Raw genomic sequence first — 25,094 nt, 5'->3', positions numbered from 1 at the left:
TTCAAGCCATGAACGAACGCTTCCATCTGGACATCCCATGGCCGGCAACCACACAGGCCGCTGAAGGCATGCCGCGTCGTCCTTGGAGCGTCGCCGAGATTGAGGCCATGGTTGCGGCCGGCATTATTGACGAGAACGAAAGATTCGAGCTGATCGGTGGGGATGTCGTGCCGATGTCGCCGAAAGGCGCGCTCCATGAAATGGTCAAAGGGGATTTGAACGAGCATCTTCAGGAAGTCAGACCGCGAGACATGCGTGTCATGCAGGAAACAACGCTCAGGCTCGATGAAAACTCATTCGTGGAGCCGGACTTCTGCGTGTTCCCTCGGACGATTGCGCCAGGCGATGCGCGCGGCCATCACGTGCTTCTCGCTATCGAGATTGCCGACACCAGCCTGCGCTACGATCTCGGCCGCAAGATCGGTATCTACGCGGCTTTCGGCATTCCGGAAGTGTGGGTGATCGACGCCAAAACTTTGGTAACGCATGTCCACCGCGCCCTTGGCGTGGAGGGTTATCGCACCGTGTTCGAGGCCGAACCAGGCGACGAGATCGCGGCTGTGCGCGTGCCCAAGCTCAACGTATCCTTGTCCGCACTGGGTTTGAAGCCGCTCTGACCGAGCTTTCCCGGCAAAGCCAAGCATGCACCAGACCATCATCACCGTTTCAACACGCGGCCAAGGCCTTTACGAATTCACCGAGCGCGCCGAAACGTTCGTGCGCGAGGCGAAGATCGAGGCCGGGCTGCTGACGTTGTTCGTCCGGCATACCTCCTGCTCGCTGCTGGTGCAGGAGAACGCCGATCCGGACGTTCGCCGCGACCTCGACGCCTTCTTCAAGCGCCTCGTGCCGCCGGCCGACGACCCGTCCATGGGGTTTCTGGTGCATCGCCTGGAAGGACCGGACGACATGCCGGCGCACATCAAGGCGGCGCTGACCGCCGTCTCGCTCTCGATACCCGTCATGCGGGGAAAGCTGGCGCTCGGCACCTGGCAAGGCCTCTACCTCTTCGAGCATCGGACGAGCCCGCATCGCCGCGAGGTGGTCCTGCATCTCGCCTGATGGCCTTTGGGCAATTGCGGCGACCTTCTCGACGGCGCTCTCTTGATTGGCTACGGTGCCGGCAAATCGAGAGGATCAAAAATGTCTTTTCTGAAACGGCTGTTCGGCGGCGGTGGCGGCGGCCAGGGCAATGAAAGCGAAGGCAAGCCGGTCGGCAGCGCGCTCGACTACAATGGCTTCACCATCCGCGCCACGCCCTACAAGGCCGACGGCCAGTTCCAGACCTGCGGCGTCATCTCGAAGGAGATCGGCGGGGTGGTCAAGGAACACCGCTTCGTGCGCGCCGATCGCTTTGCCTCGCAGGACGAAGCAGCCGACATGGCGCTGAAGAAGGGGCAGCAGATCGTCAACGAACAGGGCGACCGCATGTTCTCGTGACGACCGAATACAGGACAAGCCATATCGAACCTGCGGACATTGTCCAACTGACAGACAAAGACGTTTGCCAACGTTGCAAAACTCTGCTCTCCTGTGCCGGAAACTGGATCCCGCGAGGGGATCATGGCCGATCCAGCAAATCCAACTCGCTTCTATACAGAAAATTTCGACGACGTTCGGGCCGCGGAAAACGAGGCTATTTGGCGTCGACGCCTGCAACGGCGGAAGGACGCGGCCGCCGAGGCGGCCAGGCTGAGGAACGAACAGCCGCCCAATCTTTTCGGCGTGGCACTTTCGGGCGGCGGTATCCGGTCAGCCTCGTTCTGCCTGGGGGCGCTTCAGGCGCTTGATCAGCAGGGACTGATTGCCCGAGCCGACTATCTGTCGACGGTTTCCGGCGGCGGCTACATCGGCGCCGGCATGGTCGCGGCGATGAACCGCCGCCCGGGGATTTTTCCGTTCACGGCGAGCGCCGCGGGCAGCGGCGACGTGCGCGACAGCGAACCCGTCACTCACCTGCGGGATTACAGCCGCTTCCTGGCGCCGAAAGGTACCCGTGACCTTCTGACCTCGTTGACGGTGATCCTGCGCGGACTGATGGTCAACTTCCTGCTGGTCATGTCGGTGTTCTTGGTGGTAGCGACGCTCGCCATCCTGATGAATCCGACCACGGACTATCTGGACCACAACGTCCTCTACGACATTACCATTTATCTGTGCGGCTGCGACCTGAAGGAGGGCCAGTGGCGGCAGGTGGCGGCCAGGTTGCTGCGCGACCCATTTATCGTTTCAAAGGCACTGGCGGTCTTCCTGGCCTTGTGGCTGACCGGTTGGGCTCTGTGGCGCTCGTACGTCGAGGCATATAAACGGCGCTATTCGCAGCGGATATTCGAGCCCGGCAGCAAGGGGACCCGTTTCGGCTTCGCCCTCGCCTTTGCGCTTGTCGTTTCCCTGGTGCTGGAGGCGCAACCGGTCATCATCGGCAAGATCATCGAGTTCGCGACACGCGACAGCGCCAACTATAGCAGCCTGCAGGCGCTGGGGACGGCCGCGGCCGCCGTTGTCGCAGCGACGGCCGCCTTCCGGGATCGGCTGATCAGCCTGATCCAGAAAGCGCTCGGCTCGGCGACTTTCGGCGCGCGCGTTCAGGCGGCGCTGGCGCGGACCGCGTTCCTCGCGCTCGGTCTGGCCTTGCCCATCCTTCTCTACAGCGTCCTCTTGCTGGTGGTTGTCTGGGGCCTGGACATCGTATCCCTGCCGGGCATGCCGCACGGCTATCTGTACGCGCCGCAATTCTTCGTCTCGGCCGATAGCCGGTTCCTAGCGATCGAACTGGGAATACTGGCCCTTTTCGTGGCCGTGCGCACCGTCGCGGTGGTGCGCGCCGGCCGAATGCTCGCCCTTCTTCGGGGCGGGATGGCGGTCGTCGCGGGCCTGGGGGGCTGGCGGACGTGGCTGAGAATCCTAGGCGTGATCGTCGCGATCGGCGTACTCACGACATTCCTGGTATACGCGGCCATCGCCACGCGCAAAGGCGAGCCAATCGACTCCGCGCATTGGACGGTGCTGTTCAATTATTTGGCGCTGTCGGCGCTTGTTATCACCGTCAGCTACAATTTCACCGAAAATGCGAACGGTCTGCACCGGCTCTATCGCGACCGGCTGAGCGTTGCGTTCAGGATGGGCAAGGTCGACAACGAGGAGCCGCTGCGCCTCCACGAGATCAACGACAGCGCGCCCTACCTGCTGGTCAACGCGGCGCTGAACGTACGGCGCGGGCTCGACGAGACGAAGAAACGCACACCGGACGGCCGCGCCATGCCAGTTTCGGAGGCTGCCATCGGACCCGGGGCGACGCCGAGGCCGGACCCAGCCAAGCGCGGCCGCAACGCTGAGTTCTTCCTGTTTTCACGCGACTATGTCGGCAGCGACGCTACCGGGTATGCAGGATCGAGGCTCCTGGGAAAATTCGAGCCGCAACTCGACCTGGCGACGGCTGCCGCGATCTCGGGTGCGGCCGTATCGTCCAGCATGGGTCGGATCGGCATCGGCCTGCTTGGCCCAACGCTGGCTTTGCTCAATCTGAGGCTCGGCTTCTGGCTCGTCAATCCGCGCAATCTTTCGCCGCTGCGCGAAAAACGCCGCTGGCATGAGCTGCTGCGCCTCTACCTTTTCAACGAAGCCTTCGGGCGCCTGGATGCGCAGAGCGCGCGCATCTATGTCACCGACGGCGGCCACATCGACAATATCGGGCTCTATCAGTTGCTGAAGCGGCGCTGCAAATTCATCGTCATCGTCGACGCGGAAGCCGATCCGGCGATGAATTTCGGCGCCTTTTGCGACGTCCAGCGCTTCGCCCGCATCGACGAGGGCGTACGCATTTCACTCGACTGGTGGCCAGTGCGCGATGCGGCGATCGAGCGGCAAAGGGACAAGACCAAGCAGGTCCCCAAGGACGCCGATGCACACAACCAGCATTTCGCCATAGGCCGCATCCTTTATGAAAAGGACGGCTCAGAGACCGTCGAAGGCGTGCTCGTTTACGTCAAGGCGACCGTTACCGGCGACGAGCCGGACTACATCCTCGACTACGAACGCCGCTACCCGATGTTCCCACACGAATCCACCGGCGACCAATTCTTCTCCGAAGAGCAGATGGAGGCTTACCGTGCGCTGGGTTTCCATGCGATGATGAGGGCACTGATCAACAAGCGACAACCCTTCGCCTCGCCGCTCGGCAAATCGGAAAGTGTGGTCGACCGGATGAGACGGGATCTGCTGTCCTGAACCGGCGCTAGGCTCTCGTCCTGCGGCGGGTGTAGCCCCTGCGGCAGACCGTTCAACCGCAAAGCGCCGCCAGCCCGTCGATCAACATGGCCAGCGCCGCCCGATAGGCGTCGGCATCGCCGCCAGTCTCGATGGCGAGCGCCGCACGGTCATAGGCAGAGGCAAGCAATTGCGTCATCGCCTCGATCGGCAGATCACGCGGCAACCCGCCTGCCTGCACGACGAACACGATTCCGCCGCGCAGCGAGCGGGTGCCGTGGCGGTTGTCGATCTCGTCCATGCCCGCCCGCCCGAGAACCGCCGGCCCATCGAGCAGCAGCAGCCGTGTGCGCCCCGGCTGCGCCAGCGCGGCGAGATAGGCTTCGCCGCCCTTGATCAGGGCCTCTCGCGGCCGCATGCCGTCCAGAACCGCGCCCTCGGTCTCGGCCGCCACCGCCTCGGCTTCCGCCTCGGCGACTGCCGCGAACAGCGCCTTCTTGTCCTCGAAATGGTGATAGAGCGCGCCGCGCGTCACGCCGGCCGCCGCGACGATGTCGGGCGTCGCGGTTTCGGCATAACCCCTTTCGATGAACAGTTTTCGCGCCGCGTCGATCAGAACGGCGCGCGTCGTCTCGCTGCGCTCGCGGTTCGTGCGGCGTTCGTTTTTATCTTGCATACATGCAGCCTGTATGTTAATTCACAGAAACATGCAGACTGTATGTTTTAATGCCTAGAAAGGGAAGCCATGAAAACGACCAGCTACTATCCCGTCCTGATGACCGACGACGTTACCGGCACGGCTGCCTTCTACATCAAGCATTTCAGCTTCCAGCCCCTCTTCGAAAACGAGTGGTACGTGCATCTGCAATCCGCCGAGGACAAGCGCGTCAACTTGGGCATCGTCCAGTGGGATCACGAATCGGTGCCGCCGGCGGGCCGGGCCAAGACGCAAGGGCTGCTGATCAATTTCGAGGTGCGCGACCCCGACGCCATCTATGCGCGGGTCCAGGCGGCGGGCCTGCCCATCCTGCGGACGCTGCGCGACGAGGAGTTTGGCCAGCGGCACTTCATCACCGCCGACCCGAACGGCGTCATGATCGACGTGATCAAGCCGATCCCGCCAAGCGGGGAGTTTGTCGCACAATACGCCGAAGGCGTAGCGGGTTCGTAGTGGCCGGCGCCCTGATGATCAGGATGGCAGGGCCGGCTCGACATCGGTCCTGCGAAAATCGTCACCCTTGAAGAGCAGCGGCATCTGTTCAAGCTTCGCGGTGGCGTAGGCGATGCAGTCGCCAAAATTGAGGCCGGCAGCGTGCCGGCCCTTGCCGTAGCGCAGGAACGCCTGCCGGGCGACCGCCGCATGGTCCGCGGTGAAGGGCACAGTGCGAATTTCCGCCACCGTCAGAAACTCGTCGAGCATCGTATTCGCAGCAGGTCCCACCCGCCCGACCAGAACCATGGCAGCCTCGACAACGTTCGGCGCTGCGATACCGGCGCTTGCCGACTGGTCGATGGCCGCCGCGAACGCCTGGCCGTCAGGCTCGCCCAGCAGGATCGCCACGAGAGCCGATGAATCGACGATCATCGGGTCGGCGCGCCATGTTCGTCATAGCCGAGTATCTCGTCGTCGCTCAGGTCGGAAATCCGCGGGAGCGCCGCGGCACGTTCGGCAATCTCCAGCATCCGCGCCAGACGCTCGCTCTTTTCAGGGCGCGGCAGAAGCTTTTCGCGCGCGACCTCGCGTTCGAGGCTTTGGCGGATCGCCTCGGTGATGGAGATCTTGCGGCGGCTGGCGAGATCGCGCGCCAGCCGTTCCACTTCGTCGTTCTTGATCGACAGGCCCATTCTATAAATCTCCAGCCATTCTAGAATAGGGCTCAAGACCGGCCCCTGTAAAGGCGGCGAACCCAGCGCATCAGCCGCGCGCCGTCGGCATCACCGTCTTCGTCTCCAGCCCGCGCGGCGACAGCACCGCGAAAGCGGCCTCGCGGCCGATCCTGTCGCCGTCGAGCAGGCGGATGAGATCGTCGACGCCGGTGACGGAACGCCCGTCGATCGACAGGATCACGTCGCCCTCGCGAAGACCGGCCCGCCCGGCCGGCCCGTCCTTCTCCACGGTGCGCAGGCGCACCGCCGTGTCGCGCGCCAGCCCGGCCCGCAGCGCGGTGCGGCGCGGCAGCGTGATGGTGTCGGCCGACACGCCGATGAAAGCGCGCCGCACCCGGCCGAAGCGCAGGATCTCCGAGATCACGAAATTCGCCGTGTTGGAGGCGACCGCGAAGGCGATGCCTTGCGCGCCATGGATGACGGCGGTGTTGACGCCGACGACCTCGCCCGCCGACGACACCAGTGGCCCGCCGGAATTGCCGGGATTGAGCGAGGCGTCCGTCTGGATGACGTCGTCGATCAGCCGGCCGGTGGCGGCGCGCATCGAGCGCCCGAGCGCCGAGACGACGCCCGCCGTCACCGTCCATTCGAAGCCGAGCGGGTTGCCGATGGCAATCGCGATCTGCCCGCGCCTCAGCCGCTTGCTGTCGCCCAGCGGCGCAAAGACCGGCGGGCTGAGGTCGGCCCGCACCAGCGCGATGTCGGTGTCGGGGTCGCGCCCGAGTACCCTGCCCTCGCCGGAAACCCCGTCCGGCAGGGTCACGCGCACGGCTCGCGAGTCCTCGACGACATGGTTGTTGGTGACGATCAGCCCGTCCGGCGAGATGACGAAACCCGAGCCATGGCCGCCCTGCCCGCCCACCCGCTCGATCCGCGCCACCGCCGGTCCGACACGGTCGACCGCGCCGGCGACGGTTTCGGAATAGGCGTCGAGCAGCACGGCATCGGCGCCGAGATCCTTGTCATGATAGCCCATGGGGCACCCCCTTTCGGAAAGGAATGTTTTCCGATCATGTGGGGTGTGAAGGGGCGGCGTGCGAGGGGCTGGGATACGCTGCCGCGGCGTGCTGGAAACAAAGCCGGCGGATAAAGGCCGCGCTCCTTGAGCCGGGCGAACACCGTAGCAGTCTACCGGCCGGCCGGCCGCGCGACGACCATCTACATCGAGGCGCCGGCGCGGCGCCTTACGCGGTCCTCGCCGAGCCCGGTCTCGTCGAGCAGGCCTTTTCGCTTGGCGTGGTAATAATAGCCGGATTGATAAAGCCGGTCGGCGCGGTTGTGGTCGCCGTCGGCGACCATATAGGCGCCGCGCAGGTATTTGACCGCGTATTTGAGGTTGGTCTCGGCGTCGAACAGGCCTTTCGCCGGACCCTGGTAGCCCATGCCGCGCGCCGTGGCGTGCTTGATCTGCATGAGGCCGTAGTGGCCGCGATTGAAGGCGGCCGGATTAAAATTGCTCTCGCGCTTGACCACCCGGCGGACGAGGTCGACCGGCACCTCGTAAAGCGCGGCATATTTGGCGATCAGTGTGTCGAGCGGCGTCGGGCTGTTGGGTTTCAGGTAGGAGGCGAGCGTCACCGGGACGGCGGCGTCGCCTGCGGAAGCATAGGCGACCGGCGCGGGAGCCTCGGGGAAGGCGGTCAGCGCGGCTGTCTTGGCGCGCGGCGCGGCCGGCTTCGCGGCGGCGGCCACAACCGGCGCCTTTTCGCGCTCCGCCGGTTTTGGCGCCGGCGCCGAGGCCGGGGCGGTTGCAACCTCGGCTGGCTTGGCGGCAGTCGAAGCGTGGGCCACTTCGGCGGGTTTGGCAACGGCGGCGGCGGTCGAGGTTTCAATCGGCTTCGTCGCCGCGGCCGCCTGCGCGGCACTCGCCGCTCCGCTGACCGATGCCGGCTGGACGTAATTGGCGACCGAAACCTCGCCCGATGGGCTCGGCAGCACCGCGACGGTTTCCGGCAGCACGTGGTCGGTCGGCGCGAGGTTGAAACTCGCGGAGGTCTCTGTACCGGTCGATGCGCAGCCGGCGAGCCCGACGGGCGCCAGCGCTGCGATCAGCAGAAGGAATCTCGAAATCTCGGGCAATTCGACCGCTGCTTCCTGTTGTCCCCTCCTGCCGCTTTACAAAACTTTAACGTATCGGGCAATCGCTTCGTCATGCGACGGATGGCATGGGCCGTCATTGTGGGGAAAGCCAAGCCAATGGCTTTCCCGCACGGCGAAAATTCAATTCAAAAAAGACGTGCGACCCTCACCGTCCAAACAGGAACGGATCGTCGTCGAGGTCGTAGTACTCGCATTCCAGCACCGGGCACTGGCCGGTGTCGGCAGCCGGGATGTAGCGCCATTCCGGCCGCGTGCTGGTCGGACAGAAGCGGATGTCGGCGACATAGCGGCCGTAGAGCGGCGCACCGCTGCGCGAGCGGTAGCGCATGAGCACGGCGCCCTCGTTTTCGATATGTGCCTGCACCTGGCCGCAGCTCATGCCCATCGAATTGTAGCGCGAGATCGCATAGGCGTCGCCCGCGACCATCGCGAGCGCGAGACCCAGTAGGACGGTTTTCATCACAAAACTCCGCCGGTTGGACGGGGCCGGCGCTTTCGCCGGCTTCACCGCTTGATGGAGATACGGAGGATTTCCGCATCCGGTACAGCGTCGATATGTCACTTTGCATCACGACGCCGTGAGCCGCCAGCCCGATCACCCCTTGTCTCGAAAGGAGAAGCATTTTATACGCGAGCAATTGAATTTTCGGTCGATCGGTAGCTCGCGACAGCCTCGCGTCCGCTGACGTTCATCTGCAAATTTCGATAGGGCCCGCCGGGCGCCTTAGCCCGGTCAGACAACGTAGCGACTTCAGGAGACAAGATGGCTACCGGTACCGTCAAATGGTTCAACACCACCAAGGGTTATGGCTTCATTCAGCCGGACGCCGGTGGTGCGGACGTGTTCGTTCATATCTCGGCGGTTGAGCGCGCCGGCATGACGAGCCTCGTCGAGGGCCAGAAGATCAGCTTCGAGATCGAGCAGGACCGCCGCACCGGCAAGTCCGCCGCCGGCAAGCTGGCCAAGGTCTGATCGACCGCACTTCGCAGAAAATGAAAAAGGCGGGATTTTTCCCGCCTTTTTCATTGTGGGACGATGGCTGCCGGTGTATCCGGCCGCGCGCCGTTGAGAACAGGGACCTTGGCTCCCGGCATTCTTGGATCGAGCGCCGCCGCCATCGCTCAGGCCGTAAGCGGCACCACATTCGCCGGCCCGCCGATCAGTTTCGCCAGGGCGCGCGGAGAATCGTCGAAGTCGGTGCCGGCCAGCGCCGGCGGAGCCAGAAAATCTCCCTGCATCCGGTCGGCGCCGGCGGCAATCGCGGCCCGCAATTGCGCCGCATCTTCCAGGCCCTCGATCTGCGCGGCCGCGCCACGCCCCTTCAGCGTGGCGACCAGCAACCGCAACACGCGCAGCAGATCCGCCTCGCCGACGATGCGGCGCGTCCAGGCCGCCGGGATGCGCACCACCGACGGCGCGGTCCCGACGCCCGATCCGCCGCCGAGCTTGCCCGCCGTTTCCAGGTCGAGCGCATAGGACGCTCCCATGCGCTCCAGTTCAGCGGCCAGCGGGCCGAAGGCGTCCGCCTCGGCCAGACCGCTGAGATCGAAGCAGATGCGGCCCTTGCCAAGCCCCGCCGAAGCCGCCTCCCCGAGCAGGGCATCGGCTTCCGCGCGCAATGCTTCGGCATCGCCGGAAAGACCCAGAATCAGGTCGAAATCCGGCTCCTCGCAACCGATATGGGCGAGATTGCGCACCGCGAGCCGGCGCCCGATGCGCGGCAGCAGCGCCCGTTCCTCCGGCGTCAACGTCGATAACACATCGTCCGGGGCAGGCTTGCCGCCGCTCTCGATCCTGACCGCCGCCGACATCGCGACCGGCACCAGCGTCTCGCCCAGCCGGGCAAAGATCGGCTGGTAGACGCTCTTCAGCCGGACGGCGCCGAGAATGCCGAAAGACAGGCCGATCTCGTCGACAGCGATCGCCCGCGCGATCGGAAATGTCTCTTCACGCGAACTCATTGAACGACTTTGCGGCCGAATGTCCTGGCGGACGGCCGGACGAGCGGCACGCCCGGCCGTTGCTTGGCGACGCGAACGACGGGTTGCGGGGCCGTGGCCGGCATGGGCAGCGCAACTGTCCGGAACGACGCGAAACTGATGGGTGCGAGTTCGGGCCGGGCGAGCACGTAACCCTGCACCATCGAAGCGCCCGATCTCTCGGCAAGATCGAGCTGCCAGTTCTCCTCGATGCCTTCGAAAACCGTGACGATGCCACGCCCGGCAAAGATCTCGACCATGGCGCTGAGCAGGCCGAAGCCTGGTCCCGTCTCCATCAGATGGGTGATCCAGTGCGCGTCGAACTTGACGATCTCAGGCCGCAGCGCCTTGATGCGCTCGATGTCGGAATCCTCGGCGCCATAGTCGTCGACGGCGATCTTGAAGCCATTGGCGCGCAGCGCCTGCACGAAATCATACAGCGCCTCCTGCGATCCCGACTTCTGCTCCGTCACCTCGCAGACGACACGGTGCGGGTCGATGCCGACCTCGTTCAGCGTGACGCGCATGTCGGACAGCGCCGTGTCGGCGATGATGCGGTCGATGAAGACGGAAGGGTCGAAATTCACGAAGATGGCGGTTTCCCTGGGCAGGCAGGCGGCCGCGTTGAGAAGGTGCAGCGTCCGGGTCAGGGTCTCGACGTGGAAACGGTCCATCGCCGGCAAAGCGGCGAAGAACGAACCGGGAGGAACCGATACATCGTCGTCGCGGAAGGGCCGGATCAGCCCTTCGAAAGCGGCGACGGAAAGCTTGCCGTCATGGAAGGCGAAGATCGGCTGGAACGCGCTTTTCAGGACGAACGGACCCCACACGCCCTTCGACGTGCCGTCATCGTCCTTGACGATGTGGGCGAGAACTGAACTGCGCGACACGTCTGCCTCTGCTGCGGATAGGCAGCGACCATAGGCAGGCAAGCTTTTATCGGGCGTTAACGACGCTGTTCACCAAACGAGAATTGTCCCGGTAACGATGCGGTGCTTGCACATCGCCCCACGATCGGACATTAGAGCCTCGCCCGCGGCCGGACGTCGTCCGAACGGTCGATGTCGCGCGGGCACTCAACCACGGCGCTGCGCCGGTCCGAACCTCTTGGAGACATCCAGTCATGGCATTCCTTGCCGACGCCCTTTCCCGCGTGAAGCCCTCTGCCACGATCGCGGTCACCCAGAAAGCGCGCGAGCTCAAGGCGAAAGGCCGCGACGTCATCGGTCTGGGCGCTGGCGAACCGGATTTCGATACGCCGGACAATATCAAGAACGCGGCGATCGAGGCGATCCGCCGCGGCGAGACGAAATATCCGCCGGTCTCCGGCATCGCGCCGCTGCGCGAGGCGATCGCCAAGAAATTCAAGCGCGAGAACAATCTGGACTACAAGCCCGAGCAGACCATCGTCGGCACCGGCGGCAAGCAGATCCTGTTCAACGCCTTCATGGCGACGCTGAACCCCGGCGACGAGGTGGTCATCCCGACGCCCTACTGGGTGAGCTATCCGGAGATGGTGCTGCTGTGCGGCGGCACGCCGACCTTCGCGGCGACGACCTCGGCCAACGGCTTCAAGCTGACGGCGGAGGCACTGGAGAAGGCGATCACCCCGAAGTCGAAGTGGCTGGTTCTGAACTCGCCGTCGAACCCGTCCGGCGCCGCCTATACCGAGGCGGAACTTCGCGCGCTGGCCGATGTGCTGTTGAAGCACCCGCAGGTCTGGGTGCTTACCGACGACATGTACGAGCACCTGACCTATGGCGATTTCGTCTTCAAGACCATCGCGGAGGTCGAACCGAACCTCTACGACCGCACGCTGACCATGAACGGCGTGTCGAAAGCCTATGCCATGACCGGCTGGCGCATCGGCTACGCGGCGGGTCCGGTCCAGCTTCTGAAGGCCATGGACATGATCCAGGGCCAGCAGACCTCCGGCGCCTGCACCATCGCGCAATGGGCTTCGGTGGAGGCGCTGAACGGCCCGCAGGATTTCATCGCGAAGAACAAGGCGATCTTCCAGGGCCGCCGCGATCTCGTCGTGTCGATGCTGAACCAGGCGCGCGGCATCGTCTGCCCGTCGCCGGAAGGCGCCTTCTATGTCTACCCGTCCTGCGACGCGCTGATCGGCAAGAAGGCTCCGTCGGGAAAGGTCATCGCCAATGACGAGGATTTTTGCGCCGAGCTTCTGGAAGCCGAGGGCGTGGCCGTGGTGTTCGGCACGGCATTCGGCCTCGGCCCGAACTTCCGCATCTCCTACGCCACGTCCGAGACGCTGCTGGAGCAAGCCTGCGTGCGCATCCAGCGGTTCACGGCCAGCCTGAGCTGAGCCGCCGACACGGACGCAACGGACGGACCCGGCCGCCGCGCCGGGTCTTTTCGTTTTGGGATGCTGATATTTGCTAGCCGCATCGGATACGGCTTGGGTTGCCGTACAAACGCCGCGGGTCAGAAGGAGCTAGGTTGGCTATGGACGGACTTTCGGTTCCGATCCCGGTTCTGGAAACAGTTCTCGGCACCCTCACCCTGATTGTCATCATCTTCGTGCATGGCGCGGGCATTCGCACGATCAACCAAAGGTTCAGCAAGTCCTGGATTCGGATGAACCCCGCCACCCCGCATTGGCGGCTCAACCTGCTTCTTGCTTTCACGATCGGCGCTCTTGCAACCCTGCATTTCACCGAAACCCTGCTCTGGGCAATTCCCGTTTCCGCGTTTGGCCTGATCCCCTCCATGCGCGACAGCTATTACTACGTTCTGCAGAGTTACACGACGCTCGGCGAAGGCACCGTGACCCTTCCCGAACGATGGCGTCTGATCGGGCCGATCATCGCAATGTCGGGCCTGTTCACATTCGGCTGGACCGGAAGCGTGCTGGTCAGCATCATGACGGAGTTTGGCAAACTCGACAGACTGCGCGCCAAGGGACTGAACAAGGGTCGCGCCGACGAATCCGGTTCAAGCGGCCGCTAAGCCGCTTGAGCCGACCGATCCGGCCTATGCGATTGACTATCTTCCGCCGGGCGGAGTGGGGCAAACGACGCTGAGGACCAACTTCAGTCCCGCAACCCGAACCGGACTTCGGAAGCGGTGGATCGGGCAAGCTCAGGCCGGTCGACCTCAAATCGCTGTCCAAGAGCCGAATTCGGGCAACCGCCCCCCCGATTTCCAGCACCAAAACGGGGATCAAAAATCCCCGCGAAGCGGAAAATTTTCCCGGATGGCGAGCTGCAAGGCTGCCAGGCCTTTGTTTTTGCTTGACCTGTTGTCTTTCTCCCTGCGTTCGAACTGCCGTCGCAAGCGATTATGGTCCCCTGCCCAAAGACCCGCCTCATACTTGCCATCGGTTTTCCCGCAAACACCGATCATGGCGGTGACGAAAGGCAGCGGCGATGGACGGGACAGCGGCAATCGAGCGAAACCTGGAGGCGCTGAAGCGTATCCTCGTCATGCTTGTCGCCATGGCCGGGATGGGTGTTGAGAAGCTAGGCGCTGGAATGCCGGGCGCTGGGAGCCTTGGCGCTGGAAGCCTTGGCGCTGGGGGACAGTTTTTTTTCTTTCCGCGGAAAGGCGCAGCCGCTTCAAGGCAGGTGCTGGCGGAAAAAAGTAAACTGTCCCCGGCACTTAACCCGGCACTTACCCTTCCCCGCGCTCTCTATCTCGCCATCCTGCGGCTGTTGCGTCCGGCCGAAGCCGCCGCGCGGCGGCTGATCATCGCGGCGGCGCGCGGGATCGTGGTAAAGCTTCCGCCGCTACGCCCGCGCAAACCGAAGCCCGAGATGCTGCGGGGTCCCCGGGCCTTCATGCCAAAGGGGCCGAAGAAACGTCCCAAGCCCGCCCCGCGCATCCGCTCGCTGTCGCTGCTCGACCCACTACGGCGTCCGTTCCGCGTCCGCCGCCGCCCTGTGCCCGCCCACGCCGCCCCGCGCATCCTGGGCCTCGATTTCAACGCGCCGTATCGCCCGCTGCCGCCACCGCCATCTTCCGACGATCCGATCGATGCCGTCCGTCTCGGCCAGCGCCTTGCCGCGCTCACCGCCGCACTCGACGACCTGCCGGGACAGGCAAAACGCTTCGCCCGCTGGCAGGCACGGCGCGACGCAGCGCTCGCGCAGGGCAGTTCCGGCACCAGTCGGCTCCGGCGCCTCTCGCCGCTGCGGCGCGGACGTCCGCCCGGCGGCCGGCTGTCGCGCTACGATCCCGTCGCGACCCATCCGGGAAAAATCCGCGAGGTCGACGAGATCCTTGCTCACGCGCATGCGCTGGCCGTCTACGCCCTGGATCGCCCCGACACGTCATGACGGCTACGCCCTTGCCGGACACCACAAATCCAAGGACCAACGGCCGGCGCGGATTTTTCCGCAGCCTGGGCGGGGATTTGTGCCGTCGGAAAGCACCCCGTGCGCTCGTCCGCTGCGGAACTGGCCCTATCCGTTCGGCTCCGATCTACAAAGCGGCCCACTACGGGCACTTCGAGCCATCTGCCCTGCGCCTGCGGATAGTGATACGATGCGAACATGCCTGTCATCTAATCAAGCCTCAACCAAGATTGGCGGCTCGGGATGGATACTGTGGTGATCGGTGCGGGGTGGGCCGGTCTCGGCGTCAGCTATGAACTGGCGCAGCGCGGTATCCGCCATCGCGTTTTCGAGCGCGCACGCATCGGCCAGACATGGCGGACGCAACGGTGGGACAGTTTCCGGCTGAACACGACCACCGCCGACACGCTGATGCCTGGCGAGCGTTACACCGGTCCCGACCCGGACGGGGCGCTGACGCATGGCGAGTTCATCGCCTTGCTGGAGGATTATGTGCGCCGGCACAATCTGCCTGTGGAGGAGGATCGCACGGTCACGGCATTGTCGGCCGGCCAAGAGAATGGCTTTGTCGTCGAGGTCGCCGGCGAGGCGGTGCGCGCCCGCAACGTCGTGATCGCCAGCGGCAGCCTGAACCGCCCCTTGCCGCGCCCGGCATGGGCGGCCTCCCTACCGGTGCCGCAGGTGGACGGATGCGACTACCGAAGCGCGGATGGCTTGCCGGCCGGACCTGTCCTGGTCGTCGGCTCCGGTCAATCCGGAGCCCAGATCGCCTATGACCTGGCTATTGCTGGCCGACCCGTCTACCTGTCGACCGGCAGGGTTGGCCGTCTCCTGCGCCGCTATCGGGGAAAGGATACGCTGCGCTGGCTCGACGACAGCGGCTTCATGGATGTGAAACGGGCCGACCTGATCGCCGCCGCGCCGGACGGCCGGCTGCCGGCCCGGGGGGTGATCGGCGCGACCCGCACGCTGTCTCTCCAATTCCTGTCGGCAGAGGGTGTGCGGTTGACCGGCCGGCTGACCGGATTCTCCGACAACCGGATGCTGACCTTTAGCGACGACGTCGTCGCCAACCTTCTGCTCGGCAACGAGGCATCGGCCCGCGTTAAGGACTGGATCGATTCCTATATCGACCGGTCCGGCATAGACGCGCCTCCGGCCGAAGACGACCCGGCTGAAACCGTTGCGCCACGCCTGCCCGATCCGCCAATCCTTGAACTCGACGTGTCTGGCCTTGGCTGCATCGTCTGGTGCACCGGCTTCCGTGGCGACTACAGCTATCTCGGCGTTGCCGGCGCGCTCGATGAAAAAGGCCAGCCCGTTCATGTCGACGGCGTCGGTGCCGTTCCGGGCCTGTTTTTCGCGGGCCTCGATTTCGGCACCAAACGTAAGTCGGGAACGATCCGGGCGGTCAACGAGGAGTCGGCGCTTTTCGCAACCTTGATTGCCGAAAGGCTCGCCGGTGGTTGACGTCATGCAAAGCTGCATTCAGCTCCACATGCTCGCCCTGCCGGCCACTCCCTGCCCGTCCCTACGCGCCGTATTGCTCGTCCGAAACGTGTTCCAGCCAATCAACCGACTTGCCGTCGAGCGCTTCCTGCATGGCGATATGCGTCATCGCGCTTTTCGGCCCGGCGCCGTGCCAGTGTTTTTCGCCCGGCGCGATGAACACCGTATCGCCGGCCCTGATCTCGTGAATCGGCTCGCCCCAGACCTGGACGCGGCCCGAGCCGGAGACGACGTACAGCGTCTGTCCAAGCGGATGCGTGTGCCACGCCGTGCGCGCGCCGGGCTCGAAGGCCACGGACAGGGCGCGCAGACGCGCCGGCTGCTCCGCCTCGATGATCGGTGTCTGCAACACGCGCCCGGTAAAATAACTCTCCGGCGCATGGATGGTGGCGGCGCCGCCGCAAGGAATGATCTTCATCGAAACCTGCCCATCTCTGACGATCACAAGACCGAGCGGCAGCCTACAGAAAAGCGCCGGAGAACGCCATGCTGGACAATTTCGCGGCGAAAAGCGATTATGGGACGTCCGCCTCATGGGGCAATGAGGGTTGGACGGGGCAAGAGTCGCGATCCGATCAATGTGGGATTTGACCCATGCCTCCTGCTGCCCGTCTCACAGACATGCATGTCTGCCCGATGCAGACACCCGCCGTGGTGCCGATCCCGCATGTCGGCGGCCCTATCGTTTCTCCCGGAGCGCCGACCGTGCTGATCGGCAACCTGCCGGCCGCCCGCATCACCGACATGTGCATCTGCGTCGGACCGCCCGACGTGATCGTGCGCGGTTCCGCCGGCGTGTACATATTGGGGCTGAACGCGGCGCGCATCGGCGACAACACCGCGCATGGCGGGGTCATCGTCCAGGGATGGCCGACGGTCATCATCGGCGAGATCGGCGTGGTCACGCCCTCCCTGCCCAGCATGCCGGCCCTCCCCGCGATTGCCATGCCGGATATACCGGCGATGCCGGCCATGCCCGCCCCGCCGGAAATGCCCGCAATCCCCGCGCCGGAAGCCGGCCTGCTCAACACAATGGCCAAGGCCGCGCTCGATCTTGCACCGTCGCTGCCTGCCGTGCCCGACATCCCGGGCGCCCCCGATCTCCCCTTGCCGGCGATACCCGAGCCGCCGGACCTGCCCGTGGTCATGGAGGCCGTCGCCAAGGCCGTTCCCGCGGCGGCGCAGGCGATCGAGAAGATCAAGGACCTGCCGGCGTCGCCCTTTGCCGACTACGCCGTGCCCGCACTGAATGCGCTGGACACCGCCCTGGCCGGCCTGCCGCCCGGACTGGTGCCGCCCGCGGTGCTCTCGGCGCTTGACGAGGTCAAGCAGGGCCTGGCCGAAGCCCAGAAGGCTTATGACGAGGCTGCGGCGAAGGTAGCAGACCTGGCCGCCAAGGCGCAGCAGAAGGTCGACGAGCTGAAACAGCGCTACAACGAGCTGCTGGCCGAAAAGAAGAAGCTGGAGGACCGCATCAAAGAGGCGAGAGCCCAGGCCGAGAAGAAGCTTCAGGAAGCCCGCGAGAAATACGAAGCCGCCAAGGCCAAGGTCGAGGAAGCGAAAGCGAAATACGAGGCCAAGAAGGCCGAGTTCGAGGCGAAGAAGGCCGAACTCAAGAAGCATATCGACGACGCCAAGAAACTCGGCAAGGATCTCTCGAAACAGGCAAAGGAATGGGCGAACAACAAGCCGCCGTCATTGCCGAAGATTCCTTCTCTGCGCTGAGAAGCCAAGCCCGCGAACATTTGGGCGTCCTTGGGACCAAAAGAAAACCGGCGGGCGTCGCCGCCCGCCGGTTCGCCACAGGTCGCCGCAAACCCTATTCCTTGGCGTGCAGATCGGTTCCGAGCGTATCCCTGACAAAGAGCATGCCTATGACCAGCGACATGGCCGCGATGGCAATCGGATACCAGAGGCCGAAATAGATATCGCCACGTGCCGCGCTCATGGCGAAGACGGTGGCCGGCAGCAGCCCGCCGAACCAGCCGTTGCCGATGTGATAGGGCAACGACATGCCGGTGTAGCGGATGCGGGTCGGGAACATCTCCACCAGGATCGCCGCGATCGGCCCGTAGACCATGGTCACGTACAGCACCAGGATGAACAGGATGCCGATCACCATCGGCCAGTTCACCTGATCCGCTGCCGCCACCATGGTGAAGGCGCCGGCGCCGGGAATGCTGAAGGCGGTGATCTCGGTCGCACCTGCAGCCTCCTCGGCGGTCACCAGTTTGTCCTTGATCGCCTGCTCCACCGGCACCGTCTTCTTCTCACCGGCGCGGATTGCCGCGGCGTCCAGCGTCAGTTCCGGATTGGCGGCGACGAAGGCGTCGAGCTTCTGGTCGGCAACGGTCGCCGCACCGCGAACGAGCGGGTAGCCGCCGTCGTGCAAAGCGATGTTGACGGCCTTGTTGAAGGCCGCCGTCTTGGCTGCCGCCTGATCGCCCGCCGCCACCGCATCGAACGATTCGATGGTTTCGTTGCCGATCTTCACCGTGGCCGGCGACCCGGCGGGACCCGCGACCACGTCATAGGGCACCGAGTTGCGGGTGAGGAACGACGTGGCGATATCGCAGGACGTGGTGAACTTCGCGGTGCCGACCGGGTTGAATTGGAACCTGCAGTCGCCCGGAGCGGCTGTCACCGTCGCCCGTGTGTTCTGCTGCGCCGTGGCCAGAGCCGGATTGGCGGCCCAAGTCAATGCCTTGAACAGCGGGAAGTAAGTGACGATGGCGAGCGCCAGGCCGGCCATGATGATCGGCTTGCGGCCCACCTTGTCGGAGAGCCAGCCGAACACCACGAAGAAGATGGTGCCGAGCGCCAAGGCGATGGCGATCATGATGTTGACCGACACCGCGTCGACCTTGAGCACGTTCTGCAGGAAGAACAGTGCGTAGAACTGGCCGGAATACCACACCACGGCCTGGCCGGCGGTCAGACCGAGCAGTGCGAGCAGCGCGATGCGGGCGTTCTTCCACTGGCCAAAGGCCTCGGTCAACGGCGCCTTGGAGCCCTTGCCCTCCTCCTTCATGCGCTGGAATGTCGGCGACTCGTTGAGCGAAAGCCGGATCCAGACCGAAATGCCTAGCAGGATGAACGACAGCAGGAACGGGATGCGCCAGCCCCAAGCGGCGAATGTTTCCTTCGACATCGATCCCTGGATGATGAGGATCACCACCAGCGACAGGAACAGGCCGAGCGTCGCCGTGGTCTGGATCCACGAGGTGTAGTAGCCGCGGCGGTCGTCCGGGGCGTGCTCCGCCACATAAGTGGCCGCGCCGCCATATTCGCCGCCCAGCGCAAGGCCCTGCAGCATGCGCAGGGCAATCAGGATGATCGGCGCCGCGATGCCCCAGGAGGCCGAACCGGGCAGCAGGCCGACTAGGAAGGTCGACAGGCCCATGATCAGGATGGTGACGAGGAAGGTATATTTGCGGCCGACGAGGTCGCCGATGCGGCCGAACACCAGCGCGCCGAAGGGGCGCACGAGAAAGCCGGCGGCGAAGGCGAGCAGGGCGAAGATGTTACGCGTCGCTTCCGGATAGCTTGAGAAGAAGGTCGCGCCGATGAAGGCGGCAAGCGAACCGTAGAGATAGAAATCGTACCACTCGAAGACGGTACCCAGCGACGAGGCGAAGATGACTTTCTTCTCCTCCCGCGTCATGCCGCGCGACCGGCCGCCGGCTGTTGCTGCCACTGACATCGTTGTCCTCCCATTGGCGATGCGCCGAAGCAGACAGCGAGTCGCCGCAGCCTGCGGGAGGAAAAATGACAGAAGACGCCCCCGAAAATGAGCGCGTCTTTAGGATTATGACTATGGGATTACGACTTTGGTCTCAGTCGGCGCAGCACAGAAAGCGCGCTCGGGCCGAGTTTATTGCAGCAAACTTACCCCCGTAAGGTCTGCTCCTTGAACGGCGTCGGCGTGGATCCGGGCCGACGGCTTGCGCCGGCCCGGATCGAATAGGCTCAGGCGTCCAGCATCGCGCGCAGCGCCCGCTCCGGCTTGCCGGCGAGATAACCGTTTTCGCGCAGCCACTTGGCGATGATGAGTTCGACGAGCGAGGAGACCGAACGGTGATCCTCCTTCGCCGCCGCGGTCAACGCCTGCTTGATTTCCTGCTCGATCCTGAAGCCGAGGGGATGGGTCTTGGCCATGTGTCGTTCCTTTAAGTTTCACGGCTCGCGAAGCTCCGATTGGAGATGGTTCGCCTGGCCGTGGTCATGAATATTTGCTTGAAATGATCCGGCGAACGCCAAGGCGAAACGCCGGCAGGCTGCCTTCAAACGAGCCGGAACGGGGGCGCGCGGGCTTGCGTACCGGCTGTCTCGGCTCGTTCCGAGGTTGCCGATGCGGGCGCCATGCCAAGGGCAAGGCGCGTGGAAATGCCATTCGAATAAAAGGTTGGAGGCAGGCCGAAATGGTCGCTTGCCTCGGCAAGGTCGTTGCCGGGCGTCGGACCGTCCGGATCATCCGGCGCCGAGACGCAGGCCTGGTAGGCAATCGCACCGTGGAACGGATCGGAGCCGCTTGCCGAAAGCGTCTGCTCCGCCACGTATTTGTAGGTCGAGCGGTTGGCGAACTCGGATGACGATGGCGCCTCGCCAAGAGCGATGACGGCGACAAGCCAGAGCATCGTCCTGTAGAGGGCGATCAGAAAGCGCTCGGTGGGTTGCTTGCCGCTACCTGTCATCGACCTTGGGCCGCTTCGTCCTGATTCCCTGAAAGATTCAGACCATGCCGTTCATACGCGTTGAGGGCTGTCGTGATCAACACGTCGGAGATCATACAAAGTAGGAGCATTGCTTTGCCGGCGCAAGCGGGGGTTTTTCCTTGCCCTCCCATCAAATCGGTGTGACGATGGTTTCAGGCAGGTGGCTAACGAAAAATGCCCCGCCCGCGACGGTCGCAAGGCCGGCCGCCGCTTCAAGGAAACGCTTGAGTGGAGGTCAGCCATGGGTACACGCGCCGGAGGCAGGCGTACGGGACCGAAATGCGTCGCCATTGTCGGTCCCTTCGCCAGCGGAAAGACGACCCTTCTTGAGGCCATTGTCGCGCGCGCCGGCGCGATCCCGCGCCAGAACGTTGTAGGCTCCGGAAATACCGTCGGCGACAGTTCGGCGGAGGCGCGTGCCCACGCCATGAGCGTCGAGGCCACCGTCGCGACCGTCGACTTCATGGGCGAGCAGATCACCTTCGTCGACTGCCCCGGGTCGGTCGAGTTCTCCTTCGAGGCGCAGCCGATACTTGCCGCCTGCGACGCAGCGATCGTCGTCACCGAGAACGACGAGAAGAAGATTCCCGCCCTGCAGCTCATCATGCGCAAGCTGGACGATCTCGGTCTGCCGCGCATCCTCTTCCTCAACAAGATCGACAGGTCGGCCGCCGGCGTGCGCGACACGCTGAAGCTGCTGCAGCCGGTCAGCGAGACGCCGCTGCTGCTGCGCCAGATTCCGCTGCGACGCGACGGCATCGTGGTCGGTGCGATCGATCTCGCGCTGGAGCGCGCCTATGTCTGGCGCGAGCACGCCCCGAGCGAAGTGACCGAGATTCCCGATGACGAGAAAGGCCGCGAGGTCGAGGCGCGCTTCTCCATGCTGGAGACCCTTGCCGATCATGACGACCATCTGATGGAGCAGTTGCTGGAGGAGGTCGCGCCGGCGCAGGACGAGGTGTTCGACGACCTCGCCGCCGACCTGCGCGACGGCAATGTCACGCCGGTACTGATCGGCACGGCCGAGAAGGGCAATGGGGTGCTGCGCCTGCTGAAGACCATCCGCCACGACGTCGCCGACGTGGAGGCCACCCGCAAGCGGCTGGGCGTCACGGAAAGCGCCGGCACGATCGCCCAGGTCATGAAGACCATCCACACCGCGCATGGCGGAAAGCTCTCCGTCGCCCGCATCCTGTCGGGGGCGGTCAATGACGGCAACGAACTGACGCTGCCGGATGGCGGGACGGCGCGCGTCTCCGGCATCTACCGGCTGCTCGGCAAGGACCAGGCCAAGCTTTCCTCGGCCAAGGCCGGCGACACGGTGGCGCTGGGCAAGCTGGAAGGGGCGCGGACCGGCCAGACGCTGGGTTCCGGCAAGAACGCCGCCACACAACTTGTGGAAGCGACGCCGTCGCAGCCGGTCTTCGCCATCGCGCTTCGTCCGCGAGAGCGCAAGGACGACGTAAAAATGTCGGCGGCAATCCAGCGCCTGGCGGAAGAAGACCCGTCGCTGGCGGTGGCGCATCAGGACACGGGCGAGACCATCCTGTCCGGCCATGGCGAGATGCATCTGCGCGTCACCGTCGAGCGGCTCGACGGCAAGAACCAGATTCCGGTGGAGCAGGGAACGCCCGCCGTTCCCTACCGCGAGACCATCCGCAAGGCCGCGCAGCAGCGCGGTCGCCACAAGAAGCAGTCGGGCGGCCATGGGCAGTTCGGCGACGTGGTGATCGAGATCAAGCCGCTGCCGCGCGGCTCGGGGTTCCAGTTCACCGACACGATCACCGGTGGCGTCGTGCCGAAGACCTACATCCAGTCGGTCGAGACCGGTGTCCGCGATTTTCTGAAGACCGGGCCGCTCGGTTTCCCGGTGGTCGACGTGGCTGTGAACCTGTCGGACGGCTCCTACCATTCGGTGGATTCTTCCGACATGGCGTTCCAGATGGCGGCGAAGCTCGCGATGAAGGAAGGCTTGGTCGCCTGCTCGCCGGTTCTGCTCGAACCGATCATGAAGGTGCAGATTTTTACGCCGTCCGACGCTACCGCGAAGATCACCGGCATCGTGCCGCAACGGCGCGGTCAGATTCTGGGGTATGACGCCAGGCCGGGCTGGAAGGGCTGGGACGTGGTCGAGGCGACCATGCCGCAGTCGGAGATCGGTAACCTGATCATCGAATTGCGCTCGGCGACCGCCGGCGTCGCCAGCTACCAGGCAAGCTTCGACCACATGGCGGAGCTTACCGGACGGCTGGCCGACGATGTGATGAACTCGGCGCGCGGCAAGGCGGCATAACGGACGAAGGATCGGATGCGCCGGCGCAGGCCGGCGCGTCCGACACTCAGGCGTCGCTTACCTCCAGGTGATCCTCGAACTCACCGCGCGACGCTGCCCATTTGAGCAGCGCGTCGAGCGCCGGCCAAAGCGACTGCCCTCAGCGAGCAAGATTGCTCGACGGTTGGGCAAATCAGGGAAGCGCCCAAGGAATGTTCAGCGATAACCTGCCGCAACCGCCCCGACGCTCTAACGAGGGCGGCCATCAAATGCTGCAGCGCAGCGGAAACGCGAGGATTCAAAGGCCCGAAAAACAAAAAAGCCGGATCTGCAAAGACCCGGCTGAGTTGATTGGAAGTGCCTAAAAAGGCTGAACCTCCAGAGGGGAACACTCAAGGGCGCTAATGGGAGGAGGAACGCGCCCTCAAGATGATGAATATATGAGCCTCCCTTGCCCAAGAAACAAGCATGGTGTTTGCAAGGCACCCATGCAAAAACGAGCCGTCTGTGGTCCAATTTTCCCGCAGCGTCGAATAGTACAGATTGACGTTACGGCAGGCCGGAAACTTACTCCTGGCACGGTGGATTTCGGAGACCTTGACATTGCGAAAAAGCTCGGCGGTGTTGGGAAGTGTGCTGTTCTTCCTCTTCGTCCCCTGCGTCGTCGCCGGGCTGGTGCCGTTCCTCCTGACCGACCGCTATCGTATGCCAGTCTCGCCTCATCTCATGGTTGTCTTCGCCGCGAGCATCCTTATCGCCCCCGGACTTGCCGTGCTGATGCACGCCTTCGCGCGTTTCGCGCTCGAAGGGCTGGGCACACCTGCCCCGGTAGCCCCGACTGCTCGGCTCGTGGTTGGTGGCATCTACCGCCATGTCCGCAATCCGATGTATCTCGCGGTTCTCTCGATCATCGTCGGCCAGTCGTTGCTGTTCGGCGCGACCTCGGTGGCGATCTACGGGGCCGCGGTCGCGGCTGCCTTCGTATCTTTCGTGCGCTTTTACGAGGAGCCCGTGCTTGCCCGCCGCTACGGTGCCGAATACCAAGCCTACCGCCGTGCCGTGCCCGGCTGGCTTCCGCGCTTGACGCCATGGCGGCCGTTGTAACGACACCGGGAGGCTGTCTCCAAGACAGCCCTCAGAACGACCAGTTGCGGGCTTTCGATATGACGAAATCGCGAAACACGTGCAGCTTGGCCTGGTTCTTCATCGCATCGGGATAGCAGAAATAGGTGTCGAAGGACGGCACCTCGGTCTCTGGCAGCAACTGCACAAGGCCGGACTCCTTGTCGATGAGATAGTCGGGCAGCATGGCGATGCCCGCGCCGCGCTGCACGGCGCGCTTGATCGAGATGATGTCGTTAATCTGCAGGGTGGCGATGCGCTGGCCGCCCTCGAAGTCGCCGACCGTCTCCAGCCAGTTGAGTTCGCTGAGATGGGTCGGCACCGGCAAGCCGAAGGTGACGATGCGGTGGTTCTTGAGATCGGCGATGGAGTTCGGCTTGCCATGCTTGTTGACGTAGGCGGGCGAGGCGAACAGGTGGAAATGCACGGTGAACAGCCGCCGCTGGATCAGGTCGGGCTGCTGCGGCTGGCGGAGCCGGATGGCGCAGTCGGCCTGCCGCATGGTGAGATCGAGTTCCTCATTGGCGAGGATGAGCTGCAACTGGATGTCCGGATAGAGATCGAGGAATTCCGGGACGCGCTCGGTCAGCCAGCCCGCGCCGAGGCCGACGGTCGTCGTCACACGCAACACACCCGACGGCCGGTCCTTGGCCTCGGTCAGGCGCGTCCGCACGCTTTCCAGCTTCATCAACACATCGTGCGCGGTGCGGTAGAGCAACTCGCCCTGCTCGGTCAGCACAAGCCCGCGCGCATGGCGGTGGAACAGCGGCACGCCGACATCGTGTTCCAGGGCGCTGACCTGCCGCGAGATGGCCGATTGCGATAGCCGCAGCGTCTCGGCCGCGTGGGTGAATGACCCAGCCTCCGCGGCCGCATGGAACACGCGCAGCTTGTCCCAATCCAATGACATCGTATTCCCCTGCTCCGCCGGCATTGGACTGCCGGTCTGAAATCAATCAGTATCCACGCCGGCGCGGCCCGGCAACA

At 64.4% G+C, this 25,094-nt stretch carries 26 protein-coding genes; 13 read left to right on the top strand and 13 right to left on the bottom strand.

What is annotated here, in order from left to right; all coding sequences use genetic code 11:
- The first annotated feature begins 8 nt into the window (after window positions 1–8).
- From ABMA59_RS01380 to ABMA59_RS01365, 4 genes are all read left to right on the top strand, one after another.
- Window positions 9–617: a Uma2 family endonuclease gene (locus ABMA59_RS01380; protein ID WP_349003500.1), complete on the top strand. Its 609-nt coding sequence runs from the start codon at window positions 9–11 to the stop codon at window positions 615–617.
- Window positions 618–642: 25 nt separating this feature from the next.
- Window positions 643–1,062 (top strand): secondary thiamine-phosphate synthase enzyme YjbQ, encoded by a 420-nt coding sequence (locus tag ABMA59_RS01375; RefSeq protein WP_349003499.1) that lies wholly within the window; start codon window positions 643–645, stop codon window positions 1,060–1,062.
- Window positions 1,063–1,143: 81 nt separating this feature from the next.
- Entirely contained in the window at window positions 1,144–1,440 is a 297-nt protein-coding gene (locus tag ABMA59_RS01370; RefSeq protein ID WP_349003498.1) for an HlyU family transcriptional regulator, read from the top strand.
- A gap of 123 nt (window positions 1,441–1,563) precedes the next feature.
- Window positions 1,564–4,227, top strand: a complete 2,664-nt coding sequence (locus ABMA59_RS01365; RefSeq protein ID WP_349003497.1) for a patatin-like phospholipase family protein — start codon at window positions 1,564–1,566, stop codon at window positions 4,225–4,227.
- Between the two features lie 52 nt (window positions 4,228–4,279).
- Here ABMA59_RS01365 and ABMA59_RS01360 read toward each other — a convergent pair whose 3' ends face one another.
- On the bottom strand, window positions 4,280–4,882 hold the full coding sequence (locus ABMA59_RS01360) for a TetR/AcrR family transcriptional regulator (RefSeq protein ID WP_349003496.1): 603 nt from the start codon (window positions 4,880–4,882) through the stop codon (window positions 4,280–4,282).
- Window positions 4,883–4,951: 69 nt separating this feature from the next.
- Between ABMA59_RS01360 and ABMA59_RS01355 the strand changes: the two genes are divergently transcribed.
- On the top strand, window positions 4,952–5,377 hold the full coding sequence (locus ABMA59_RS01355) for a VOC family protein (protein WP_349003495.1): 426 nt from the start codon (window positions 4,952–4,954) through the stop codon (window positions 5,375–5,377).
- A gap of 18 nt (window positions 5,378–5,395) precedes the next feature.
- On the opposite strand, the gene ABMA59_RS01350 is transcribed toward ABMA59_RS01355, so the two are convergent.
- From ABMA59_RS01350 to ABMA59_RS01330, 5 genes are all read right to left on the bottom strand, one after another.
- Complete coding sequence (locus ABMA59_RS01350) at window positions 5,396–5,791, bottom strand: type II toxin-antitoxin system VapC family toxin (RefSeq protein WP_349003494.1); 396 nt, start codon at window positions 5,789–5,791, stop codon at window positions 5,396–5,398.
- Window positions 5,788–6,051, bottom strand: a complete 264-nt coding sequence (locus ABMA59_RS01345) for a type II toxin-antitoxin system VapB family antitoxin (protein WP_349003493.1) — start codon at window positions 6,049–6,051, stop codon at window positions 5,788–5,790. Before ABMA59_RS01345 ends, ABMA59_RS01350 begins: the two co-directional genes overlap by 4 nt.
- Before the next feature lie 70 nt (window positions 6,052–6,121).
- Window positions 6,122–7,069: a S1C family serine protease gene (locus ABMA59_RS01340; RefSeq protein WP_349003492.1), complete on the bottom strand. Its 948-nt coding sequence runs from the start codon at window positions 7,067–7,069 to the stop codon at window positions 6,122–6,124.
- Between the two features lie 182 nt (window positions 7,070–7,251).
- Window positions 7,252–8,172 (bottom strand): transglycosylase SLT domain-containing protein, encoded by a 921-nt coding sequence (locus ABMA59_RS01335; RefSeq protein ID WP_349003491.1) that lies wholly within the window; start codon window positions 8,170–8,172, stop codon window positions 7,252–7,254.
- A gap of 166 nt (window positions 8,173–8,338) precedes the next feature.
- Window positions 8,339–8,653 carry a hypothetical protein gene (locus ABMA59_RS01330; RefSeq protein WP_349003490.1) on the bottom strand — a complete coding sequence of 105 codons (315 nt, stop codon included), beginning with the start codon at window positions 8,651–8,653 and terminating at the stop codon, window positions 8,339–8,341.
- 303 nt (window positions 8,654–8,956) lie between these two features.
- Here ABMA59_RS01330 and ABMA59_RS01325 point away from each other — a divergent pair, with 303 nt between their 5' ends.
- On the top strand, window positions 8,957–9,166 hold the full coding sequence (locus tag ABMA59_RS01325) for a cold-shock protein (protein WP_349003489.1): 210 nt from the start codon (window positions 8,957–8,959) through the stop codon (window positions 9,164–9,166).
- 149 nt (window positions 9,167–9,315) lie between these two features.
- Here the strand turns inward: ABMA59_RS01325 and ABMA59_RS01320 are convergent, their stop codons facing one another.
- Both ABMA59_RS01320 and ABMA59_RS01315 read right to left on the bottom strand, forming a co-directional pair.
- On the bottom strand, window positions 9,316–10,155 hold the full coding sequence (locus ABMA59_RS01320; protein ID WP_349003488.1) for an EAL domain-containing protein: 840 nt from the start codon (window positions 10,153–10,155) through the stop codon (window positions 9,316–9,318).
- Window positions 10,152–11,063: an EAL domain-containing protein gene (locus ABMA59_RS01315; protein WP_349003487.1), complete on the bottom strand. Its 912-nt coding sequence runs from the start codon at window positions 11,061–11,063 to the stop codon at window positions 10,152–10,154. The genes ABMA59_RS01320 and ABMA59_RS01315 overlap by 4 nt, the downstream gene beginning before the upstream one ends.
- A 233-nt stretch (window positions 11,064–11,296) precedes the next feature.
- On the opposite strand from ABMA59_RS01315, the gene ABMA59_RS01310 reads away from it, so the two are divergent.
- From ABMA59_RS01310 to ABMA59_RS01295, 4 genes are all read left to right on the top strand, one after another.
- On the top strand, window positions 11,297–12,499 hold the full coding sequence (locus tag ABMA59_RS01310; protein WP_349003486.1) for a pyridoxal phosphate-dependent aminotransferase: 1,203 nt from the start codon (window positions 11,297–11,299) through the stop codon (window positions 12,497–12,499).
- 140 nt (window positions 12,500–12,639) lie between these two features.
- A complete protein-coding gene (locus ABMA59_RS01305) occupies window positions 12,640–13,143 on the top strand; it encodes an ion channel (protein WP_349003485.1) in 504 nt (167 codons plus the stop codon).
- Window positions 13,144–13,562: 419 nt separating this feature from the next.
- Complete coding sequence (locus tag ABMA59_RS01300; RefSeq protein ID WP_349003484.1) at window positions 13,563–14,471, top strand: hypothetical protein; 909 nt, start codon at window positions 13,563–13,565, stop codon at window positions 14,469–14,471.
- Window positions 14,472–14,732: 261 nt separating this feature from the next.
- Complete coding sequence (locus ABMA59_RS01295; protein WP_349003483.1) at window positions 14,733–15,959, top strand: flavin-containing monooxygenase; 1,227 nt, start codon at window positions 14,733–14,735, stop codon at window positions 15,957–15,959.
- A 61-nt stretch (window positions 15,960–16,020) separates the two neighbouring features.
- Here the strand turns inward: ABMA59_RS01295 and ABMA59_RS01290 are convergent, their stop codons facing one another.
- The gene (locus tag ABMA59_RS01290; protein ID WP_349003482.1) at window positions 16,021–16,416 is read right to left on the bottom strand and encodes a (R)-mandelonitrile lyase; all 396 of its coding nucleotides are present in this window, start codon (window positions 16,414–16,416) and stop codon (window positions 16,021–16,023) included.
- A 176-nt stretch (window positions 16,417–16,592) separates the two neighbouring features.
- Here ABMA59_RS01290 and ABMA59_RS01285 point away from each other — a divergent pair, with 176 nt between their 5' ends.
- The gene (locus tag ABMA59_RS01285; RefSeq protein ID WP_349003481.1) at window positions 16,593–17,723 is read left to right on the top strand and encodes a PAAR domain-containing protein; all 1,131 of its coding nucleotides are present in this window, start codon (window positions 16,593–16,595) and stop codon (window positions 17,721–17,723) included.
- Window positions 17,724–17,817: 94 nt separating this feature from the next.
- Here the strand turns inward: ABMA59_RS01285 and ABMA59_RS01280 are convergent, their stop codons facing one another.
- The 3 genes from ABMA59_RS01280 to ABMA59_RS01270 all read right to left on the bottom strand — a co-directional run bounded on the left by ABMA59_RS01280 (window position 17,818) and on the right by ABMA59_RS01270 (window position 20,692).
- Window positions 17,818–19,701: an MFS transporter gene (locus tag ABMA59_RS01280; protein WP_349003480.1), complete on the bottom strand. Its 1,884-nt coding sequence runs from the start codon at window positions 19,699–19,701 to the stop codon at window positions 17,818–17,820.
- Between the two features lie 266 nt (window positions 19,702–19,967).
- A complete protein-coding gene (locus tag ABMA59_RS01275) occupies window positions 19,968–20,156 on the bottom strand; it encodes a hypothetical protein (RefSeq protein ID WP_349003479.1) in 189 nt (62 codons plus the stop codon).
- Window positions 20,157–20,281: 125 nt separating this feature from the next.
- Window positions 20,282–20,692, bottom strand: a complete 411-nt coding sequence (locus tag ABMA59_RS01270; RefSeq protein WP_349003478.1) for a hypothetical protein — start codon at window positions 20,690–20,692, stop codon at window positions 20,282–20,284.
- A 262-nt stretch (window positions 20,693–20,954) separates the two neighbouring features.
- Here ABMA59_RS01270 and ABMA59_RS01265 point away from each other — a divergent pair, with 262 nt between their 5' ends.
- The gene (locus tag ABMA59_RS01265) at window positions 20,955–23,006 is read left to right on the top strand and encodes an elongation factor G (RefSeq protein WP_349003477.1); all 2,052 of its coding nucleotides are present in this window, start codon (window positions 20,955–20,957) and stop codon (window positions 23,004–23,006) included.
- A 582-nt stretch (window positions 23,007–23,588) separates the two neighbouring features.
- The gene (locus ABMA59_RS01260; protein ID WP_349003476.1) at window positions 23,589–24,089 is read left to right on the top strand and encodes a methyltransferase family protein; all 501 of its coding nucleotides are present in this window, start codon (window positions 23,589–23,591) and stop codon (window positions 24,087–24,089) included.
- A gap of 31 nt (window positions 24,090–24,120) precedes the next feature.
- Here the strand turns inward: ABMA59_RS01260 and ABMA59_RS01255 are convergent, their stop codons facing one another.
- The gene (locus ABMA59_RS01255) at window positions 24,121–25,017 is read right to left on the bottom strand and encodes a LysR family transcriptional regulator (RefSeq protein WP_349003475.1); all 897 of its coding nucleotides are present in this window, start codon (window positions 25,015–25,017) and stop codon (window positions 24,121–24,123) included.
- Between the last annotated feature and the right edge of the window lie 77 nt (window positions 25,018–25,094).

This window comes from Mesorhizobium yinganensis (assembly GCF_040081985.1).
Taxonomy (GTDB): Bacteria; Pseudomonadota; Alphaproteobacteria; order Rhizobiales; family Rhizobiaceae; genus Kumtagia; species Kumtagia yinganensis.
This window is presented reverse-complemented; position numbering and strand designations above follow the sequence as displayed.

Coding starts and splice junctions, on each gene's coding strand:
- ABMA59_RS01370 (WP_349003498.1), top strand. CDS start 1,144: ATGTCTTTTCTGAAACGGCTGTTCGGCGGCGGTGGCGGCGGCCAGGGC.
- ABMA59_RS01330 (WP_349003490.1), bottom strand. CDS start 8,653: ATGAAAACCGTCCTACTGGGTCTCGCGCTCGCGATGGTCGCGGGCGAC.
- ABMA59_RS01305 (WP_349003485.1), top strand. CDS start 12,640: ATGGACGGACTTTCGGTTCCGATCCCGGTTCTGGAAACAGTTCTCGGC.
- ABMA59_RS01300 (WP_349003484.1), top strand. CDS start 13,563: ATGGACGGGACAGCGGCAATCGAGCGAAACCTGGAGGCGCTGAAGCGT.
- ABMA59_RS01340 (WP_349003492.1), bottom strand. CDS start 7,069: ATGGGCTATCATGACAAGGATCTCGGCGCCGATGCCGTGCTGCTCGAC.
- ABMA59_RS01285 (WP_349003481.1), top strand. CDS start 16,593: ATGCCTCCTGCTGCCCGTCTCACAGACATGCATGTCTGCCCGATGCAG.
- ABMA59_RS01255 (WP_349003475.1), bottom strand. CDS start 25,017: ATGTCATTGGATTGGGACAAGCTGCGCGTGTTCCATGCGGCCGCGGAG.
- ABMA59_RS01290 (WP_349003482.1), bottom strand. CDS start 16,416: ATGAAGATCATTCCTTGCGGCGGCGCCGCCACCATCCATGCGCCGGAG.
- ABMA59_RS01365 (WP_349003497.1), top strand. CDS start 1,564: ATGGCCGATCCAGCAAATCCAACTCGCTTCTATACAGAAAATTTCGAC.
- ABMA59_RS01295 (WP_349003483.1), top strand. CDS start 14,733: ATGGATACTGTGGTGATCGGTGCGGGGTGGGCCGGTCTCGGCGTCAGC.
- ABMA59_RS01345 (WP_349003493.1), bottom strand. CDS start 6,051: ATGGGCCTGTCGATCAAGAACGACGAAGTGGAACGGCTGGCGCGCGAT.
- ABMA59_RS01320 (WP_349003488.1), bottom strand. CDS start 10,155: ATGAGTTCGCGTGAAGAGACATTTCCGATCGCGCGGGCGATCGCTGTC.
- ABMA59_RS01275 (WP_349003479.1), bottom strand. CDS start 20,156: ATGGCCAAGACCCATCCCCTCGGCTTCAGGATCGAGCAGGAAATCAAG.
- ABMA59_RS01380 (WP_349003500.1), top strand. CDS start 9: ATGAACGAACGCTTCCATCTGGACATCCCATGGCCGGCAACCACACAG.
- ABMA59_RS01310 (WP_349003486.1), top strand. CDS start 11,297: ATGGCATTCCTTGCCGACGCCCTTTCCCGCGTGAAGCCCTCTGCCACG.
- ABMA59_RS01325 (WP_349003489.1), top strand. CDS start 8,957: ATGGCTACCGGTACCGTCAAATGGTTCAACACCACCAAGGGTTATGGC.
- ABMA59_RS01350 (WP_349003494.1), bottom strand. CDS start 5,791: ATGATCGTCGATTCATCGGCTCTCGTGGCGATCCTGCTGGGCGAGCCT.
- ABMA59_RS01355 (WP_349003495.1), top strand. CDS start 4,952: ATGAAAACGACCAGCTACTATCCCGTCCTGATGACCGACGACGTTACC.
- ABMA59_RS01265 (WP_349003477.1), top strand. CDS start 20,955: ATGGGTACACGCGCCGGAGGCAGGCGTACGGGACCGAAATGCGTCGCC.
- ABMA59_RS01375 (WP_349003499.1), top strand. CDS start 643: ATGCACCAGACCATCATCACCGTTTCAACACGCGGCCAAGGCCTTTAC.
- ABMA59_RS01360 (WP_349003496.1), bottom strand. CDS start 4,882: ATGCAAGATAAAAACGAACGCCGCACGAACCGCGAGCGCAGCGAGACG.
- ABMA59_RS01280 (WP_349003480.1), bottom strand. CDS start 19,701: ATGTCAGTGGCAGCAACAGCCGGCGGCCGGTCGCGCGGCATGACGCGG.
- ABMA59_RS01270 (WP_349003478.1), bottom strand. CDS start 20,692: ATGACAGGTAGCGGCAAGCAACCCACCGAGCGCTTTCTGATCGCCCTC.